Annotated in this window: 17 protein-coding genes; 6 read left to right on the forward strand and 11 right to left on the reverse strand. The window is 72.8% G+C overall.

The genetic code is table 11. From position 1 onward, the window contains the following. The first annotated feature begins 8 nt into the window (after window positions 1–8). On the forward strand, window positions 9–1,265 hold the full coding sequence (locus ACFQZ6_RS24235) for a styrene monooxygenase/indole monooxygenase family protein (RefSeq protein WP_381612404.1): 1,257 nt from the start codon (window positions 9–11) through the stop codon (window positions 1,263–1,265). Here ACFQZ6_RS24235 and ACFQZ6_RS24240 read toward each other — a convergent pair. From ACFQZ6_RS24240 to ACFQZ6_RS24255, 4 genes are all read right to left on the reverse strand, one after another. Further along, complete coding sequence (locus ACFQZ6_RS24240; protein ID WP_381612406.1) at window positions 1,262–1,963, reverse strand: coiled-coil domain-containing protein; 702 nt, start codon at window positions 1,961–1,963, stop codon at window positions 1,262–1,264. The genes ACFQZ6_RS24235 and ACFQZ6_RS24240 overlap by 4 nt on opposite strands. A gap of 105 nt (window positions 1,964–2,068) precedes the next feature. Next, window positions 2,069–2,401, reverse strand: a complete 333-nt coding sequence (locus ACFQZ6_RS24245) for a hypothetical protein (RefSeq protein ID WP_381612408.1) — start codon at window positions 2,399–2,401, stop codon at window positions 2,069–2,071. A gap of 33 nt (window positions 2,402–2,434) precedes the next feature. Next, entirely contained in the window at window positions 2,435–3,094 is a 660-nt protein-coding gene (locus tag ACFQZ6_RS24250; protein WP_381612410.1) for a TetR/AcrR family transcriptional regulator, read from the reverse strand. An 85-nt stretch (window positions 3,095–3,179) separates the two neighbouring features. Next, a complete protein-coding gene (locus tag ACFQZ6_RS24255; RefSeq protein WP_381612412.1) occupies window positions 3,180–4,118 on the reverse strand; it encodes an AurF N-oxygenase family protein in 939 nt (312 codons plus the stop codon). 158 nt (window positions 4,119–4,276) lie between these two features. Here ACFQZ6_RS24255 and ACFQZ6_RS24260 point away from each other — a divergent pair, with 158 nt between their 5' ends. Beyond that, entirely contained in the window at window positions 4,277–5,383 is a 1,107-nt protein-coding gene (locus tag ACFQZ6_RS24260; RefSeq protein WP_381612414.1) for a ferritin-like domain-containing protein, read from the forward strand. Window positions 5,384–5,389: 6 nt separating this feature from the next. Here ACFQZ6_RS24260 and ACFQZ6_RS24265 read toward each other — a convergent pair whose 3' ends face one another. From ACFQZ6_RS24265 to ACFQZ6_RS24290, 6 genes are all read right to left on the reverse strand, one after another. Continuing rightward, window positions 5,390–6,850 carry a penicillin-binding transpeptidase domain-containing protein gene (locus ACFQZ6_RS24265; protein WP_381618613.1) on the reverse strand — a complete coding sequence of 487 codons (1,461 nt, stop codon included), beginning with the start codon at window positions 6,848–6,850 and terminating at the stop codon, window positions 5,390–5,392. A gap of 44 nt (window positions 6,851–6,894) precedes the next feature. After that, window positions 6,895–8,313, reverse strand: a complete 1,419-nt coding sequence (locus tag ACFQZ6_RS24270) for an FtsW/RodA/SpoVE family cell cycle protein (protein ID WP_381612416.1) — start codon at window positions 8,311–8,313, stop codon at window positions 6,895–6,897. 41 nt (window positions 8,314–8,354) lie between these two features. Next, window positions 8,355–8,816, reverse strand: a complete 462-nt coding sequence (locus ACFQZ6_RS24275) for an SH3 domain-containing protein (protein WP_381612418.1) — start codon at window positions 8,814–8,816, stop codon at window positions 8,355–8,357. Between the two features lie 71 nt (window positions 8,817–8,887). After that, entirely contained in the window at window positions 8,888–10,246 is a 1,359-nt protein-coding gene (locus ACFQZ6_RS24280; RefSeq protein WP_381612420.1) for an ATP-binding protein, read from the reverse strand. A gap of 164 nt (window positions 10,247–10,410) precedes the next feature. Further along, complete coding sequence (locus tag ACFQZ6_RS24285; protein WP_381618616.1) at window positions 10,411–11,160, reverse strand: hypothetical protein; 750 nt, start codon at window positions 11,158–11,160, stop codon at window positions 10,411–10,413. Window positions 11,161–11,392: 232 nt separating this feature from the next. After that, complete coding sequence (locus ACFQZ6_RS24290) at window positions 11,393–11,899, reverse strand: protein-tyrosine phosphatase family protein (RefSeq protein WP_381612422.1); 507 nt, start codon at window positions 11,897–11,899, stop codon at window positions 11,393–11,395. A gap of 100 nt (window positions 11,900–11,999) precedes the next feature. Between ACFQZ6_RS24290 and ACFQZ6_RS24295 the strand changes: the two genes are divergently transcribed. Next, window positions 12,000–12,812, forward strand: coding sequence for a nuclease-related domain-containing protein (locus ACFQZ6_RS24295; protein ID WP_381612424.1), 813 nt, complete (start codon window positions 12,000–12,002; stop codon window positions 12,810–12,812). Window positions 12,813–12,848: 36 nt separating this feature from the next. On the opposite strand, the gene ligD is transcribed toward ACFQZ6_RS24295, so the two are convergent. Beyond that, complete coding sequence (gene ligD, locus ACFQZ6_RS24300; protein ID WP_381612426.1) at window positions 12,849–13,730, reverse strand: non-homologous end-joining DNA ligase; 882 nt, start codon at window positions 13,728–13,730, stop codon at window positions 12,849–12,851. 52 nt (window positions 13,731–13,782) lie between these two features. Between ligD and ku the strand changes: the two genes are divergently transcribed. The 3 genes from ku to ACFQZ6_RS24315 all read left to right on the forward strand — a co-directional run bounded on the left by ku (window position 13,783) and on the right by ACFQZ6_RS24315 (window position 17,106). Further along, window positions 13,783–14,880, forward strand: a complete 1,098-nt coding sequence (gene ku, locus ACFQZ6_RS24305; RefSeq protein ID WP_449334078.1) for a non-homologous end joining protein Ku — start codon at window positions 13,783–13,785, stop codon at window positions 14,878–14,880. A 64-nt stretch (window positions 14,881–14,944) separates the two neighbouring features. Then, window positions 14,945–15,472, forward strand: coding sequence for a DUF4396 domain-containing protein (locus tag ACFQZ6_RS24310; protein WP_381612429.1), 528 nt, complete (start codon window positions 14,945–14,947; stop codon window positions 15,470–15,472). Between the two features lie 149 nt (window positions 15,473–15,621). After that, window positions 15,622–17,106 (forward strand): peptidoglycan D,D-transpeptidase FtsI family protein, encoded by a 1,485-nt coding sequence (locus tag ACFQZ6_RS24315; protein WP_381612431.1) that lies wholly within the window; start codon window positions 15,622–15,624, stop codon window positions 17,104–17,106. Window positions 17,107–17,164 lie beyond the last annotated feature (58 nt).

Consider the following 17,164-nt stretch of genomic DNA (forward strand, 5'->3'; position numbering starts at 1 on the left):
GACTTCGTATGCGGAAGATACTCGTCGTCGGAGCCGGGCAGTCCGGGCTTCAGCTCGCCCTCGGCCTCCAGTCCCACGGCTACGAGGTCACCCTCATGTCGAACCGGACGGCGGACGAGATCCGCTCCGGGCGGGTCATGTCGACGCAGTGCATGTTCGACACCGCCCTCCAGCACGAGCGTGACCTGGGCATCAACTTCTGGGAGTCCCAGGCCCCCAAGATCGAGGGGCTCGGCGTCTCCGTCGCCGCGCCCGGCTCGTTCGACCCGGGACCCTCGCAGCGCGCGATCGACTGGGTGGGCAAGCTCGACGGGTACGCGCAGTCCGTGGACCAGCGGGTGAAGATGGCCGGGTGGATGGAGACCTTCGCCCAGCGCGGCGGACAGCTCGTCATCCACGGCGCGGCGGTCGGCGACCTCGACTACTTCTCCCGCACGTACGACCTGGTGCTGGTCTCGGCGGGCAAGGGCGAACTCGTCCAGATGTTCGCCCGGGACCCCGAGCGCTCCCCGTACAGCGAGCCGCAGCGCGCCCTCGCCGTCGCCTATGTGCACGGCCTCGGCCCGCGCCCCGAGCACCCCGACATGGAGGCCGTGCGCTGCAACCTGGTGCCCGGTGTCGGCGAGATGTTCATCATGCCGACGCTGACCACCTCCGGCCGCGCCGACATCCTCTTCTGGGAGGGCATCCCCGGCGGCCCGCTCGACGTCTTCCGCGACGTGAAGGACCCGGCCCAGCACCTCTCCCTCACCCTGGAGCTGATGGAGAAGTTCCTGCCCTGGGAGTACGCGCGCGCCACCAAGGTCGAGCTGACCGACGCGGGCGGCACGCTGGCCGGACGCTACGCGCCCACCGTCCGCAACCCGATCGGGCGGCTGCCCGGCGGCGGTCTGGTGCTGGGCGTCGCGGACGTCGTCGTCGCCAACGACCCGATCACCGGGCAGGGCTCCAACAGCGCCTCCAAGTGCGCGGCCAGCTACCTCGCGTCCATCCTGGAGCAGGGGGAGAAGCCGTTCGACGAGGACTGGATGCGGGCGACGTTCGACCGGTACTGGGAGACGGCGCGGCACGTCACGAAGTGGACCAACGCGATGCTGGCGCCGCCGCCTGAGCATGTGCTGAACCTGATCGGGGCGGCGGGGCAGTTGCCGCCGGTGGCTGACCGGTTCGCCAATGGGTTCAACAATCCGGCGGACTTCGAGGAGTTCTTCTACGAGCCGTCGAAGGCGGAGGCGTATCTGGGGGCCGTTGCCGCCGGGGCCTAGTCGCCGTGGGGGGTGCGGAGGGCTGGCGGCTGCGGGTTCGTCGTGGCTGGTCGCGCAGTTCCCCGCGCCCCTTCAGGTGGGTCCCCCGCCGTGGATTTCCTGATGGCCGTGAGCTGCTCTGGAGTCAGGGACGCCAGGAGCTTCTCCACGTCCGTCAGGCGGTTGCGGACCTCGTCCCGCTGCTTGCGGTGCTGGCGGGCCAGGGTTAGTTGGCGGTCCAGGGCCTCGCGGGACTTGCGGGCCAGTTCGTCGGCCTTGTGGGCGGTGCCGGTGAGGCGGTGCAGGGTCGCCGCGTGGTGGCGGGCCAGGCGGGCGACCACATGGCCCTGGTCGAGCGCGTGCTGCGGGTCGCGGGCCAGCAGCAGGCGTACGTACGGGGAGAGGTCGCTGGTGGCCTGGTACTGCTGTCGGGCCAGGCGCCCGGCCGCGCCCCGGCTGTCCTGGAGGGCGAGGCGGGCGCGGGCCAGCGCGCCGTCCAGGCGGGCGACCTCGGCGCGCTGGGCGCGCAGCCTGCGGTCCGTGGCCCGGTAGGTCGCGGTGGCCCGCTCGACCTGCCGGTACCGCTGCCGAAGGTCCGTCAGCAGGTCGGGGAGCGCGCGCGGTTCGGGCGCGGCGGTCGCGGGCGCCGCCGTGGGGACGACCGCAGCCTGGGCCGCCACGGTCGCCGTGCACACCAGTCGTAGGAGCCTGCCTGACATGCCATCACCTCCGGTGCTCGGAGCGGCGTCTCCGCCCCGCACCGCGAGGATCAGACGGTCGGGCGCGGTCCGCTCGGCGAGCGTGCGCGGGACGGCGTAACGGGGTCACCCGTCGGCGTCGTCGGGCCTGCCGCCCGGCGTGGCGCCGGGGCCCGGGGGCGCCGGGCGTGGTTTCGACCAGGGCCAGCGGACGCCGCCTGTGCCGCCGCCCCGCTCGCCGGTCGGGTCGTAGGCGTACTTCCAGCGGCGGGTGAGGCCGGGGCGTCCGCCCTCGACGCGGGGGACCCGGCGGTAGACCAGCACCGTGGGCTGGCCGCCGTCGGGGGCGGGGACCGGGATGCGGTACGTCTTGGGCGGGTGCCCGGTGATGCCGAGCAGCACCGGCAGGACCCGGCCGTCCATGGGGCCGCCCTCGAACGGGGTGTCTTCGCTCTTCACGGCACCAGTGTCGGTGATCGGGCGGCCGGTGCCTCAGTCGGCCGCCGCCGCGCCGAGGGCCGCCACCACCGCCGCCGTCTGGGGGTCGCGGGCCGCGGTGACCGTGAGGACGGCCACGAACTGCTCGACCAGCCAGTCCCGCAGCTCGTCGGCGGGCGGCTGCTTGTCCTCGTCCAGCCAGATCAGGGACGCCGCCTCGACCGCCGTGATCCACATCCGGACGGTCATCCGCAGCCGGGGACCCGGGTCGGTGACGTCGAGGTGGCGCATGATGTGCTCGGCGGCGGCCCGCCGTACGCCGTCGACGATGGCCGTCGTCCGGGACGTCTCCACGACGCTGCCGCCCTGGAGCAGGGCGCTGAACCCGGCGTCGTGGCCGTCGACGAAGGTGAGGTAGCGGTCGAGGGCGCGGCGCAGCCGGGGGAGCAGCGGGCCCTTCCTGGGCTCGTCGAAGCAGTTGCGCAGCTCCTCGGCGGCGGAGCGCAGGGCGGCCTCGTAGAGCTGCTGCTTGCCGCCGGAGAAGTACCGGTACACCAGGGGGCGGGAGACCCCGGCCGCCTCCGCCACGTCGTCCAGCGAGACCTCCTCGGGCGCGCGGTGCGCGAAGAGGGTGAGGGCGGCGTTGAGGAGTTGGCTGCGGCGTTCCTCGACGCTGAGGCGACGGTAGGCGGGGGTGGCGGCCTGCGGGCTCATGACCAGCAGCGTAACCGCCCGCTGGGGCGGGCGGTCGGCGTCCGCGCGACGGCTCATGATTCCGGCCAGCGGTGGGGCGCGGCGATCAGGCCAGCAGGCCCGAGGACTGCCACAGCCGTCGTCCGACGCCCCGCAGGACGCCGATGTCGTCGAGGAAGTCCGTCAGCCGCTTGGCGCCGGTCTGCATGATCTCCCGGCGGTGGCCGCTGGCCTTGACCTGCGCCATCGCCTCGCGCTTGTCAAGGCCCACGTTGGTGTACACCTCGGGGTTGACGAAGGCGACGGAGAAGACGCGGGCGAACTCGCCGGAGGTGATCCGGGTGAACTCCTGCGACCACTTCGGGGCGGTGACCATCTGGCGGCGCAGCTCCTCGCGGGCGTACCGCACGTGCCGGGCCTCCTCGATGACGTGGATGCGCGTGACGCCGCGGATCAGCGGCTGGACGCGCTCGTCCGGGAAGGTCAGCCGCTGCATCCAGTCGAGGATCTCCTCGCCGAGCAAGGTGGCGGTGAAGGAGCCCGGGGTGGTGGAGATGGTCTTGAAGAGGCGGCCGAGGTGCTGGTGGGTCCTGTTGACCGGGTACCAGGGCGTCTCACCGCGGGATATCAGCCGGGCGAACATCTTGGAGTGGCGGCACTCGTCCTCGATCTCGGTGAGGGCGTAGCGGACGTGGGCGCTGGTGGCCGACTTGTCGTAGACGTGCCGGACCAGCAGCTGCATCAGGATGAGCTCGAACCAGATGCCGAGGGAGGCGAGCGCGGCGGCCTCGTGCTGGGAGAGCAGGATCTGCTGCTCCTCGCTCATCCGCTTCCACATCGGGGTGTCGTACAGGGAGACCAGCTCCGGCGGCCAGAACCACTTGCCCTCTTCGAAGGGGGCGTCCCAGTCGAGTTCCTTGTCCGGGTCGAAGGAGTGCTTCGCGGAGGACTCGAGCAGCCGTTCGGCCACCTGCTCGCGGTCCTTGAGCAGGCCGAGCGCGTCGCGCAGCCCTTCCAGCGCGTCGGCTTCCGTCAGGGTCGTCATGGCTGTCCACCTCGTCGTACGGGAGGGCATGGGAAAGGCAGGGCACCCCGCGGGAGTTACTCGCGGGTCACCGTCTTATGAGACTGCTTGTCAGCAAGCTCGTCAATCCCCTGCGCGGCATCTTGTTGACTTCGCGTCTACGTGTGACCCTGCGAGACATGCCGACCTCAGACGTGTACGTCATGGACCCCGGAGATCCCCACTGGCAGGTGCCCGCGACCGGAGCGGCGCGCTTCAGTTGGGAGTACGACGACGGCCGCGAACGTCTCCTCGCCCTCTACCAGAAGGGCAAGGACAAGCAGTGGGACGGCGCCAAGCGCATCGACTGGGACCTGGAGGTCGACCCCTACGACCCCCTCGGCACCCCCGACGAGGCGCTCGCGCTGCACGGCACCCCCTACTGGGCCAAGCTCAGCGAGAAGGACAAGAGCGAGCTGCGCCGCCACTACGCCTCCTGGCAGTTCAGCCAGTTCCTGCACGGCGAGCAGGGCGCGATGGTGTGCGCCGCGCGGATCGTGGAGTCCGTCCCCGACCTGGACGCCAAGTTCTACTCGGCCACCCAGACGATGGACGAGGCCCGGCACGCCGAGATCTACGCCCGCTTCCTGCACGACAAGGTCGGGATGGTCTACCCGATCAACGACAACCTCCAGTCGCTGCTCGGCGACACCCTGCGCGACGCCCGCTGGGACATGCCCTACCTCGGGATGCAGGTCCTGATAGAGGGGCTCGCCCTGGCCGCCTTCGGCCTGATCAGGGACACCACCGACAAGCCGCTGCCCAAGCAGATCCTCGCCTACGTGATGCAGGACGAGGCCCGCCACGTCGCCTTCGGCCGGATGGCGCTGCGCGACTACTACAAGCAGCTCACCGACGCCGAACTGCGCGAACGCGAGGAGTTCGTCATCGAGGGCTGCTACCTGATGCGGGACCGGCTGCGCGGGGTCGAGGTCCTGGAGAACTTCGGCATCCCCACCGCCGAGGCGGAGGAGTACAGCGAGCAGTCCGAGTTCCTCGCCCTGTTCCGCAAGCTGCTGTTCTCCCGCATCGTCCCGTGCGTCAAGGACATCGGCCTGTGGGGCAAGCGCCTCCAGCAGGCGTACGTCGACATGGGCGTCCTGGAGTTGGGCGACTCCAACCTCGACCTGCTGATGCGCGAGGACGAGGAGATCGCGGAACGCCTGGACGCGGAACGGTTCGCGACGGAGGAGCAGGAGCGGGTGGCGGAGGTGACGGAGGCGATAGCGGCGGGGCGGGAGGGGTGACGCCGGTCACCGGGACCTGAGCACCGCCTCCATCACCGAGCGCGCGATCGGCGCCGCCATCCCGCCCCCGGTGATCCGCCCGCGCCGGGCCGACGCGTCCTCCACCACCACCGCGACCGCCACCGCGGGCTCCACCGCGCCGTCGGCCTGCGCCCAGGAGACGAACCAGGCGTACGGGGTGCCGGTGTTGCCCAGGCCGTGCTGGGCGGTGCCGGTCTTGCCGCCGACGGTGGCGTGCGGGAGGGCGGCGTTGCGGCCGGTGCCCCGGTCGACGACGTCGCGCATCAGGTCGCGCAGCCTGGCGGCCGTGGACGGCTTCATGACCTGCCGGGCGTGGCGCGGACCGGTCGTCGAGAGCGTCGTGCCGTGCGCCGTCACCCTCCGCTCCACCAGATAGGGCGCGCGCGACTGCCCGCCGCTCGCGACCGCCCCCGCCACCATGGCCATCTGGAGCGGCGTCGCCCGGGTGTTGTACTGCCCGATGGACGACAGGGCGAGCTGCGCCCGGTCCACCGTGGTGTCGAAGGTGGACGGCGCGACGGGGTAGGGGATGCGCAGCCCGGTGTCGTTGAAGCCGAACGCCTCGGCCGTGGCCGCCATCGCGCGCGCCCCCGTCTCCACGCCCAGCCTGGCGAAGACCGTGTTGCACGACCAGGTGAACGCGTCCCGCAGCGAGACGTCCCGGCAGCCGTCCGACTCGTTGGTCAGGCGGGTCGTCGTACCGGGCAGGGTGTACGGGTCGGGGGAGCGGGTGCGGGCGTCCAGGTCCCTGACCACGCCCGCGTCGAGCGCCGCCGCCGCGGTGACCACCTTGAACGTCGAGCCCGGCGGGTACGTCTGCCGGGCCGCCCGGTTCAGCATCGGCCGGTCCGGGTCCGCGTTCAGCCGCGCCCAGGCCCGGGCCACCGCCGCGTCGTTGCCCGACAGCAGGCCGGGGTCGTACGACGGTGTGGAGACCAGGGCGAGGACGCGCCCGGTGGACGGCTCGATCGCGGCGACCGCGCCGGTGCGGTCGCCGAGGCCCCGGAACGCCGCCCGTTGCGCGGCCGGGTCCAGCGTGGTGACGACGTCGCCGCCGTCGCCGCGGGAGCGGGCCAGGTCGCTCCAGAGGGGCAGCGCCGACAGCATCGGGTCGGTGCCGGAGAGCACCGGGTCCTCGGTGCGTTCGAGCAGCGTCTCGCCGTACCGCTGGGAGGCGAAGCCGGTGACGGGGGCGTACAACGGGCCGTCGGTGTAGGTGCGTTCGTAGCGCAGGTGCTCGCCGGTGTCCTCCGACCCGGTGACCGCCCGGCCGCCCACCAGGATGTCGCCGCGCGGCTGGCCGTACCGGGCGATGGTGGGGCGCCGGTCGGCCGGGTTGCCGTCCTCCACGGCGGGCTGGACGACCTGGACGCGGGCGGCGTTGACGAGGAGGGCGGCCAGCAGCACGCCGCTGAAGACGGTGGTGTGCCGGATGCAGCGGGTCATCGCCCGCCGCTCGGCACCGCTCATCGGCCGCTCCCGGTTCCCGCTCACGCGACCACCCCGTGCCCCCCGTCGTACGACACCTCGCGCCGTGGGTCGTAGTGCCGCCGCGCCGAGTGGCTGACGCGGATCAGGAGCGCGAGGATCGCCCAGTTGGTGACCACCGACGAGCCGCCCTGCGCCAGGAACGGCATCGCCATCCCGGTCAGCGGGATCAGCCCGGTCACCCCGCCCGCGATGACGAAGACCTGGAGCGCCACGATCGAGGCGAGGCCCACCGCGAGGAGCCGTCCGAACGGGTCGCGCAGGGCGAGCCCGGCGCGCAGCCCGCGCTCCACGAGGAGGCCGTAGAGCAGGAAGATCGCGGACAGGCCCAGCCAGCCCAGCTCCTCGCCCGCCGTCGCCAGGATGAAGTCGGACTTGACGGCGAAGCCGATCAGCACCGAGTGGCCGAGCCCGAGACCGGCGCCCAGCAGCCCGCCCGCGCGGAAGGCGAACAGCGACTGCGCGAGCTGGCTCGGGCCCTGGCCCGCGTCGATCGACGCGTACGGGTGCAGCCAGTCCTCGATGCGGGCGGCGACATGCGGTTCGAGGTGCCCGACCGCCACCGCCCCGAGCACCGCGAGCAGCAGCCCGACCGCGATCCAGCCGGTGCGGCCGGTGGCGACGTAGAGCAGGACGACGAAGAGGCCGAAGAACAGCAGCGAGGTGCCGAGGTCCCGCTCCACCACCAGCACCCCGACGCTGACCAGCCAGATCGCCACCACCGGCCCGAGCACCCGGCCGGTGGGCAGTTGGAGCCGCCAGATCCGGCGCCCGGTGTACGCCAGCGCGGTGCGGTTGGCGGCCAGGTACGCGGCGAAGAACACCGCGAGCAGCACCTTCGCGAACTCGCCGGGCTGGATGGAGAACCCGGCGACCCTGATCCAGATGCGGGCGCCGTTCACCGCGGGGAACAGGATCGGCAGCGTCAGCAGGACCAGCGCGGCGGCCACACAGACGTAGGCGTACCGCTGGAGCAGCCGGTGGTCGCGCAGCACGAGGACGACCAGGATGAACAGCGCCACGCCGAGCGTCGACCAGACGAGCTGGGCCGGGGCCGCCCGGTCCCCCGGCGTCTCCAGGTCCAGGCGGTAGATCAGCACCAGGCCCAGGCCGTTGAGCAGCACCCCGATGGGCAGCAGCAGCGGGTCGGCGTAGGGGGCGCGCAGCCGTACCGCGCCGTGCGCCAGCAGGGCGAGCACGCCGAGCCCGGCGCCGTAACCGGCGGCGCCGGGCGGGACGGCGCCGTGCCGGGCCAGCCCGACCGCGCAGTAGCCGTACACCGAGAGGAGTACGGCGACGAGGATCAGGGCGAGTTCGACGCCACGGCGCCGGGGGAGGCGTACGGCGGGCGGGGGAGGGTCCGCCGTGACGAGGTGTCCGGCCTGGGGGGTTCTGGCCTGGTTGGTTCCGGCCTGGTTCATGTCCGGAACCTACCTAAATGCAACCTGTTGTGCCCGGTGTGTCAGCACCAGCGCGGCGCGGGGCCGATGTTGTCGATGTAGCGGGCCGCGCCCCAGGCCCAGGTGCCGTCCGTGAGCAGGTACCACAGCGGGTTGCCGTTGACGTTCTGGCCCACCGTCTTGCAGTAGATCTTGACGATCTCGCCCCGGTGGGCGGTCCGGATGACCTGGCTGCCCCGGTTGGGCGCGCTGCGCAGCAGCAGCGTGCTGGCGGTGACGACGCCCTTGTAGAGGCGTGGCTTGTGGCCGCCGTGGTGGCCCGAGCCGTCGTGGCGCGGGTCGAACTGGTCGCTCAGGGCGCTCGGTTCGCTGAGGGTGCCCTGTTCGCTGGCGACGGCGCCGCCGTCGAGACCCTCGTCGCTCCACTCGTCCCCGGCGACCGCGGGGGTGACGGCGGCGGCGGTGGCGAGGGCACCGGCGGCGGTGGCTATGGCGAGGCGGGTGAGCGCGGTGCGCACGGACATGGGTGGTACCTCCCTGAAGGGGGCGAAGCTGACTAATCGCCACATTAAGAGGGGGGTCCGGGCGCCGCCCGTCACACTGGGCCATCGGAGCGCGGCCCCTGGACCGGCGGCCGCTGAGGCAGCGTCAGCCGGGCCAGCGCCCCGCCGTCCGCCGGGTTGGCGAACTCCAGCCGGGCGCCCAGTACCTCCGTCTGGCCGAGCGCGATCGTCAGCCCCAGCCCGTGCCCCTTGGCGCCCCCGTCGCTACGGAACCGCTGCGGCCCGTGCGCCACGAGGTACTCCGGATAGCCGTCACCGTGGTCCCGTACGGTGATCACCGGCCCGTCCACCGTCAGCGTCACCGGCGGACGGCCATGGTGGTGGGCGTTGGCGACCAGGTTCCCGAGCACCCGCTCCAGCCGGCGCCGGTCGGTCTCCACCCGCGCGTCGCGCACCACCCGCACCTCCGTGCCGCCGCCCGCCGCGCGCACCACCCGGCGCGCCAGCGCGCCCAGCTCCTCGGTGTCCACCTCCAGGCGCTCCCGGCCGGTGTCGAGCCGGGAGATCTCCAGCAGGTCCTCGGTGAGCGTGCGCAGCGCCGCCACCCGGTCCCGCACCAGCTCGGTCGGACGGCCCGGCGGCAGCAGCTCCGCCGCCGCGTGCAGACCGGTCAGCGGGGTGCGCAGCTCATGCGCGACGTCCGCGGTGAACCGCTGCTCGCTGAGCAGCTTGCCCTGCAACGAGGCCGCCATCGAGTCCAGCGCGGCGGCGACCGCGGCGACCTCGTCGCGCCCCCGCGGCTCCCGCGCCCGGTGGTCGTCGACGCGGGCGTCCAGGTCACCCGCGCTGATCCGGCGCGCGATCCGGGCCGTGGCGTCGAGTCGCCGGGTCACCCGGGTCACCGCGAACGCGCCCACCAGCAGTGTCGTGCCGATCGCGGGCACCGCGGACCACACGATCGCCCGGTCCAGGCCGTCGATGGTGCGGGCCTGCTGGGAGTAGTCGACGGCCACGGCGATGGCCCGCCCGTCGCCCGCGGGGCCCGCCGCCCACATCGTGGGCCGACCGCGGCGGTCGGCGACCACCGTGCCGCGCTCCCCGCGCACCGCCAGCGCGCGCAGCGCGGGCGGCAGCCCCTCCGGGTCGATCCCGGCGCCCGCCATCAGCGAGTCCCCCGCCTGGTAGGCCCGCGCCGCCTCCGTCAACCGCTCCAGCGCCTGCTCACGGGCCTGCCCGACGGTCTGATTGGTCACCGAGACATGCACCAGCGCCCCGAGCAGCGCGGCCAGCCCACAGCACATCACCGTGATGAACACGGCGGCCTTACCGGCGAGGGTGCGGGTCCAGCGGGGGAGCGGGAGCCGCGCGGGGCGCGGGGCGGGGGGCGTCCGGCGCGGCGCCGGGGCCGTCCGGGGCGGGGCCGGGGTCCTCCGGGGCGGCGTGCGGCCCATCCGGCGCGGCTCCCGGCTCAGCCGGTGTGGGGCGCGTTCGGTTTCGCGGGGCGCGGGGCTCGTCTCGCGTGGCGCCTGGCCCGTCTCGCGTGGCGCGGGACCTGTCTCGTGTGGCGCGCGGCTCATCCACCGTCGGGCGCGGCTCGTCCACCGCGGCGCGCTGGTCATCGTGGGCTCGCGGAGGGGGTGTGGGTGGTCCGGGGCAGGTGGTGTCCGGCGCTGTTCGTGCGGAGCATCTCGTCGTGGGTGAGGAGCATCGCCCGCTGGTCCTCGGCCCAGGTCCACTGGAGCCGGTACTCGTACCCCGCGACCTCCGAGGGCGCCCGGATGATCACCGACCGGTCGGCCAGCTCGACCCCGCTCACGGCGTCCTCGTAGGCCATGATCCGCGTCAGCCGGTGCTCGTCCACGGTGTAGACGCGGACGGCGGTCAGCTGCTCCGGGGGCAGCCGGAAGCCGAGGGTCAGCTCGGGCCGCCCGTCGCCGGTGAGATCCCGGTAGTACGGCCGCAGCACGGGGCACCGGCCGCCCTCCCCGGCGTGCCCGCACCCCTCGACGCGGGGGCCGGTCTCGCGGTACGGCGCCTTGGCGCCCGAGTAGTCGTCCGGGTGCGCGGCGATCTCCGCCCGTACCACCGCCACCGGGTCCGCCTCGCGGATGTCGTCGCCGGGCACGGGCACGCCCTTGACGACCTCCCGGTCGACCTCCCCGATGTCGAACGCCGGGCTCGACGCGGGCGTCAGGTCCGGCCACAGCCGGTCGGGGCTCACGGCGGTGGGCGTCCGCCCGTCCCGCACCAGGCCGCCCGCGTCCCCGCACCCCGTCGCGGCCGACACCAGCACCCCGGCGACGACGGCGGTGAACGCCGCACGGCGCACGGCGGCGCCACGGCGGGGACGACGGGTGGGCTGCACGGCGCGCGGCTCCTGGGGCGTGGACGTGGACGTGGTGGTCACGGGCGGCCCCGTGGACGTGGTGGTCACGGGCGGCCCCGTGGGCGTGGTGGTCACGGGCGGCCCCGTGGGCGTGGTCACGGGTGAGCCCGCTGGCGTGGTCAAGGGTGGCCCCTCAAACCTTATGCGTGGCGGCCGACCACGGCCCTCCCACCTGGCCCGGCAGAACACCTCGCCGCCCCGCCCGCCCGCGCTACTCGGTCAGCTCCTCCAGCAGCCGCGCCGTCGGCAGCCCGGCCCGCAGGTACTCCACGAACAGGTCGTTGTGCAGCGCCCACGGCGAGCGCCGGGCGCGGATCAGCCGTACCGCCTCCTCCGCCGACCGCCCCCGGCGGATCAGCGCGTGCGCGACCACGAGCCCGGAGCGGTTGTACCCGTGGAAGCACCGCACGAGCACCCGCCGCCCCTGGTCGAGCGCCGTGCAGACGGCCTCGGCGAGCCGGATCACGCCCGCGAGCTGCGTGCCGTCCAGTGGCCCGTCCGGAATCGGCCACACCTGGTGCTCGACGCCCGGGTCAGGCCCGTGACCGGGCAGCCGCAGCAGACTCTGCACCAGATCGAACTCGTCCCGCACGACCGCGAACTCCAGCCGCCCGGTGCCCCTCGCGAACTGGTGCCCACCCATCCACAGCCCCGGCACGATCTCGTTCCACGGGCTGTCCGGAGCCGGAACATCGCCTTCCTGACCGCGGGTACGCAACGGCGCCTCCCCAACCGCACCACCCAACTCCTTACAAAGGTAGCCGGGTTCTTGCCCGCGCAGCACCCCGCCTGTTCCCATGGTCGTGGGGTGATGGTGCATGAGCGGAACGAGCGGCCTGCGCGTCATACCGACCTGGCGGCACGGCCAGGAACGGCTCTACGTCTGTCTCACCGACGGCAGGAACCTCGCCTGGTACGACCGCGAGGCGGCCCGGGTGAACCTCCTCAGCGACGACCGCAGGGACGACGTACTCGAAGCCCTCGCCCCCTTCCTGAGCGGCCAGGTCACCATCGGCCCGCCCCCCGTGCCGACCCCCGCCGAGCTGGCCCGCCTCTCCCTGCACCCCGACGACGACCTGGCGCCCAACCGCCCCGGCGAGTCCCTCCTGGTCGCCCTCGACCGGGACCCCGGCCCCGCCCGCAGGCTCCGCCCCGACCCACGGCGGCAGGCCCTGCTCGCCGAGCAGACCGTCGGGGAGGCGCTGGACCGGATGGACGGCGCGGGCTGGCACGCCCTGCACTCCGTCCCGCTGCCCGGCGGCGACCGCGTCCACCACCTGCTGATCGGCCCCGGCGGACTGTTCGCCGTCCACACCCTGTACGCCCGCAAGCAGCGCGTCCGGATCGCCGACCCCCTGGTGGTGCCGGGCCGCCGCGAGCCGCGCCCCCTGCTGCGCCGGGTACGCGCGGACGCCGCCCGCGCCTCCTACGCCCTGACCGCCGAGGTGCACCCGGTGCTGGCGGTGGTCCAGCCCAGCGCCGTCACCTTCACGCTGCCGCCCCGCGACATCCGCGTCCTCACCGACGCCGACCTCGGCGCGCTGGCCCGCCTCGGCGGCGTCCTCAAGCCCGCCGACGTGGAGGCCCTGCACGCGATGGCCCGCGACCGGGCCACCTGGGCGAGGCTGTGAGCCCCGTCAGCGGGACCCCACGGCCGGGCGGCGCGCTCAGGGCAGCGCCGCCGCCCGCTCCGGATCGAGCAGCGGCGCCAGCAGGTCGCCGTAGTCCCGCACCCGCGGCCCGAGGTCGGACGCCGTGAACGCCAGTCGCCCCGGCGCCCGGCACTCCTCGACCTCCTCCCAGGTCACCGGAGCCGACACCAGCGGCCGCGGGCGGGCCCGCAGGGTGTAGGGGGCGGCGGTGGTCTTCCGCGCCGCGTTCTGGCTCCAGTCGACGAACACCTTCCCCGGCCGCAGGCTGCGCGTCATCCGGTGCACCACCAGCCGGGGCAGCGCCCGCTCCGCCTCGACGGCCAGCGCCTTGGCGTACTCCGTCACCCGCTCGGAGGAGGCCGCGCGCACCGCCGCCAGCAGGTGCAGCCCCTTGGACCCCGAGGTCTTCGGGTACGCCTCGATCCCGTCCGCCGCCAGCCGCTCCCGCAGCCACAGCGCGACCTCGCAGCACTCGACGACCGTCGCGGGCGAGCCGGGGTCGAGGTCGAACACCAGCCGGTCGGCCTCGCCGGGCGTGCCGACCAGCCACTGCGGGGTGTGGAACTCCGTCACCAGGTTGGCCGCCCACATCAGCGACGCCAGGTCCTGCACCAGGACCATCCGCGAGGGCCCCTCCACCCGGGGCACCTCGGCGGTCGTGACCCAGTCGGGCGTGCCCGGCGGCACGTTCTTGGTGAAGAAGACCTGACCGTCGGGGCCGTCCGGGTAGCGCAGGAAGGACACGGGCCGATCGCGCAGATGGGGCAGCAGGACCTCGGCGGCCGTCGCGTAGTAGTGCAGCACCTCGGCCTTGGTGAACCCGGTCGCCGGATAGAGGACCTTCTCCAGGTTGCTGAGCGCGATCCGCCGCCCCGCCACGTCGGTGATGGGAGCCATACGATGAGAATCTCACGCAAATCGTGCAAACCACGTGAAAGGGGTGCTGCTCGTGCGGTCCATCTGGAACGGCGCCATCTCGTTCGGCCTGGTCAGCATCCCGATCAAGCTGGTGAACGCCACGGAGAGCCACTCGATCTCGTTCCGCCAGATCCACACCGAGGACGGCGGTCGGATCCGCTACCGCAAGGTCTGCGAACTGGAGGAGCGCGAGGTCACCCAGTCGGAGATCGGCAAGGGGTACGAGGACGCGGACGGCACGATCATCCCGATCACGGACGACGACCTCGCCCACCTGCCGCTGCCGACCGCCAGGACCATCGAGATCGTCGCCTTCGTCCCGGCCGACCGGATCGACCCGCTCCAGATGGACGCCGCGTACTACCTCGCCGCGAGCGGCGCGCCCGCCGCGAAGCCGTACACCCTGCTGCGCGAGGCGCTCAAGCGCAGCAACCGGGTCGCCATCGCCAAGTTCGCGCTGCGCGGCCGGGAACGGCTCGGGATGCTCCGGGTGGTCGGGGACGCCATCGCCATGCACGGGCTGCTCTGGCCCGACGAGGTGCGCGCCCCCGAGGGCGTCGCCCCGGACACCGGCGTCACGGTCCGCGACCAGGAGCTCGACCTCGCGGACGCCCTGATGAACACCCTCGGCGAGGTCGACCTCGACGACCTGCACGACGAGTACCGGGAGGCCGTCGAGGAGGTCATCGCCGCGAAGGCCGCCGGTGAGGCGCCGCCCGAGGCGCCCGAGCCCGCGAAGGGCGGCAAGGTCCTCGACCTGATGGCCGCCCTGGAGAGCAGCGTCCGCGCCGCGAAGGAGTCCCGCGGCGAGGACACCGAGGCCGAGGTCAGACACCTCGCGCAACGCGGCCCCGCCACGCCAAAGGAGACGGGCGGCAAGAAGTCGACGTCCACGGCGGGGAAGGCGGCGGCGAAGAAGACGGCGGCACCGAAGAAGTCCACGGCGACGGGGAAGTCCGCGACGGCGGAGAAGCCCACGGCTGCGGCGAAGTCCACGGCTGCGGCGAAGTCCACGGCGAAGAAGACGCCTGCCAAGAAGACCCCCGCGAAGAAGACGACCGCCACCAAGTCGACCGGCAAGAAGGTGAGCACCAAGAAGACGTCGCCGCCGCGCAAGCGCTCGGCCTGACCGAGACCCACTCCCCACCGAAAGAGCCTTGCCTCATACCCCCCGGGGGTATATAGTTCCGGCCATGGACCACACCGCGCACGACCACGCAGCCCACGACCACGCGCACCACCACACCGCTCACGGCCACGGTCACGGACGCGGACACGGCGCCGGGGGCGCCTCCTGGCCCATGGCCGTCAAGGCCACGCTGCACTGCCTCACCGGGTGCGCCATCGGCGAGATCCTCGGCATGGTGATCGGCACCGCCCTGGGCTGGGGCAACGTACCGACGATGGTGCTCGCGATAGCCCTGGCGTTCGTCTTCGGCTACTCCCTCACCCTGTTCGCGGTCCTGCGGGCCGGTCTCGACCTCCGGGCCGCGATCAAGGTGGCGCTGGCCGCCGACACCGTCTCCATCGCCGTGATGGAACTGGTCGACAACGCGATCATCGCCGTCACCCCGGGCGCGATGGACGCCCACCTCTCCGAGGGCCTGTTCTGGTACGCCCTGCTCGGCGGCTTCGCGGTCGCCTTCGCCCTCACCACCCCGGTCAACAAGTGGATGATCGGCCGCGGCAAGGGGCACGCCGTGGTGCACGCCTTCCACTGAGCACGCCTTCACTGAGTGCACGCCTTCACTGAGTCGCGGGGGAGGGGCTTTGTGACAGCCCTGTGGCACGACGGCCGTTGATCATGAGGCATCCTCGTAGGGACTGTTCTGCACTCCGATCCGACTCACGCCCGTTTAGGTGGTGACGCGTGAACAAGCCGCTGCGGCGCATAGCCATCTTCTGCGGTCTGCTCATCCTGGCCCTGTTGGTCCGAACCAACTGGCTCCAGTACGTGAAGGCCGAGGACCTGGCGACGGACGACCGCAACCGGCGCGTACTGATCAACCAGTACGCCGTGCCCCGCGGCGACATCATCGTCGCCGGAGAACCCATCACCGGCTCCGTGAAGGTCGAGGGCTCCGACCTCCAGTACAAGCGCACCTACAAGGACGGCCCGATGTACGCGCCCGTCACTGGGTACGCCTCCCAGGCCGTCGGCATGACCCTGCTGGAGAGCACCTACGACAGCGTGCTCAGCGGACAGGACGACCGGCTGGCGTTCGAACGGGTCACCGACGTGGTCACCGGCAAGGAGCGGCGCGGCGGCGACATCATCACCACGATCGACCCCGGCGCCCAGAAGGCCGGTTACAAGGGGCTCACCGACCTCGGCGCCCGTGGCTCGGTCGTCGCCCTCGACCCGCGCACCGGCAAGGTCCTCGCCCTGGTCTCCACCCCGTCCGCCGACCCCGGCACCTTCGCGGGCAACTCCCTGAAGGAGAGCGGGCTGTTCGGGAAGCTCGCGGACGACAAGAGCAAGCCGCTCGCCAACCGCGGGATGCGCGAGACCTTCCCGCCCGGCTCCACCTTCAAGATCCTCACCGCCGCGGCGGCCCTGGAGCACGGCGTGGTGACGGACGTCAACGCCCGTACGGACGCCGCCTCCCCGTACCAGCTCCCGCAGTCGAGCAACAAGATCGGCAGCCAGGCCGGTGACCGGGTGTGCGACAAGGCGTCGATGAAGACCGCCATGCAGTACTCCTGCAACAACGTCTTCCTGGACGCCGCCCTGAAGGTCGGCGCCGACAAGATGCGCGAGACGGCCGAGAAGTTCGGCTTCAACGAGGACGTCTACTCCTCCGACTTCGGTGACCTGCGCGCCGTCAAGAGCCTGTACCCCGAGGGCCTCGACAAGCCCGGCACCGCGCTGACCGGCATGGGACAGGGCAGCCTCACCAGCACCCCGATGCAGATGGCCATGGTCACCGCCGCGATGGCCAACGACGGCAAGGTCATGCAGCCGTACATCGTCGACGAGGTGCGCTCCCCGAACTCCGACACCCTGGAGAAGAACGAGCCCGAGGTGATGAGCGAGGCCGTCTCCAGCGAAACGGCCGCCAAGGTCCGGGAGATGATGGAGCACACCGCCCGCGAGGGCAGCGCCCAGCGCGCCCAGATCGACGGCATCACGGTCGGCGGCAAGACCGGCACCGCCCAGCGCGGCGTGAACGTCCAGGACGAGGTGCCGTACGGCTGGTTCGTCTCCTACGGCATGAAGCCCGACGGCGAGTCGGTGGCGGTGGCCGTCTTCATCGACCCGACGGACATGGACATCTCCCGCGACCAGATCTCCGGCGGCAGCCTGGCCGGACCCATCGCGCGCAGCGTGATGCAGGCGGTCCTCCAGGACTGACCGGCACCCGCCCCCTCGACCCGAGCGGCCCCCGCCTCCCCAGGCGGGGGCCGCTCAC

Origin of the sequence: Streptomyces flavalbus (assembly GCF_042674625.1) — a bacterium.
GTDB lineage: Bacteria > Actinomycetota > Actinomycetes > Streptomycetales > Streptomycetaceae > Streptomyces > Streptomyces flavalbus.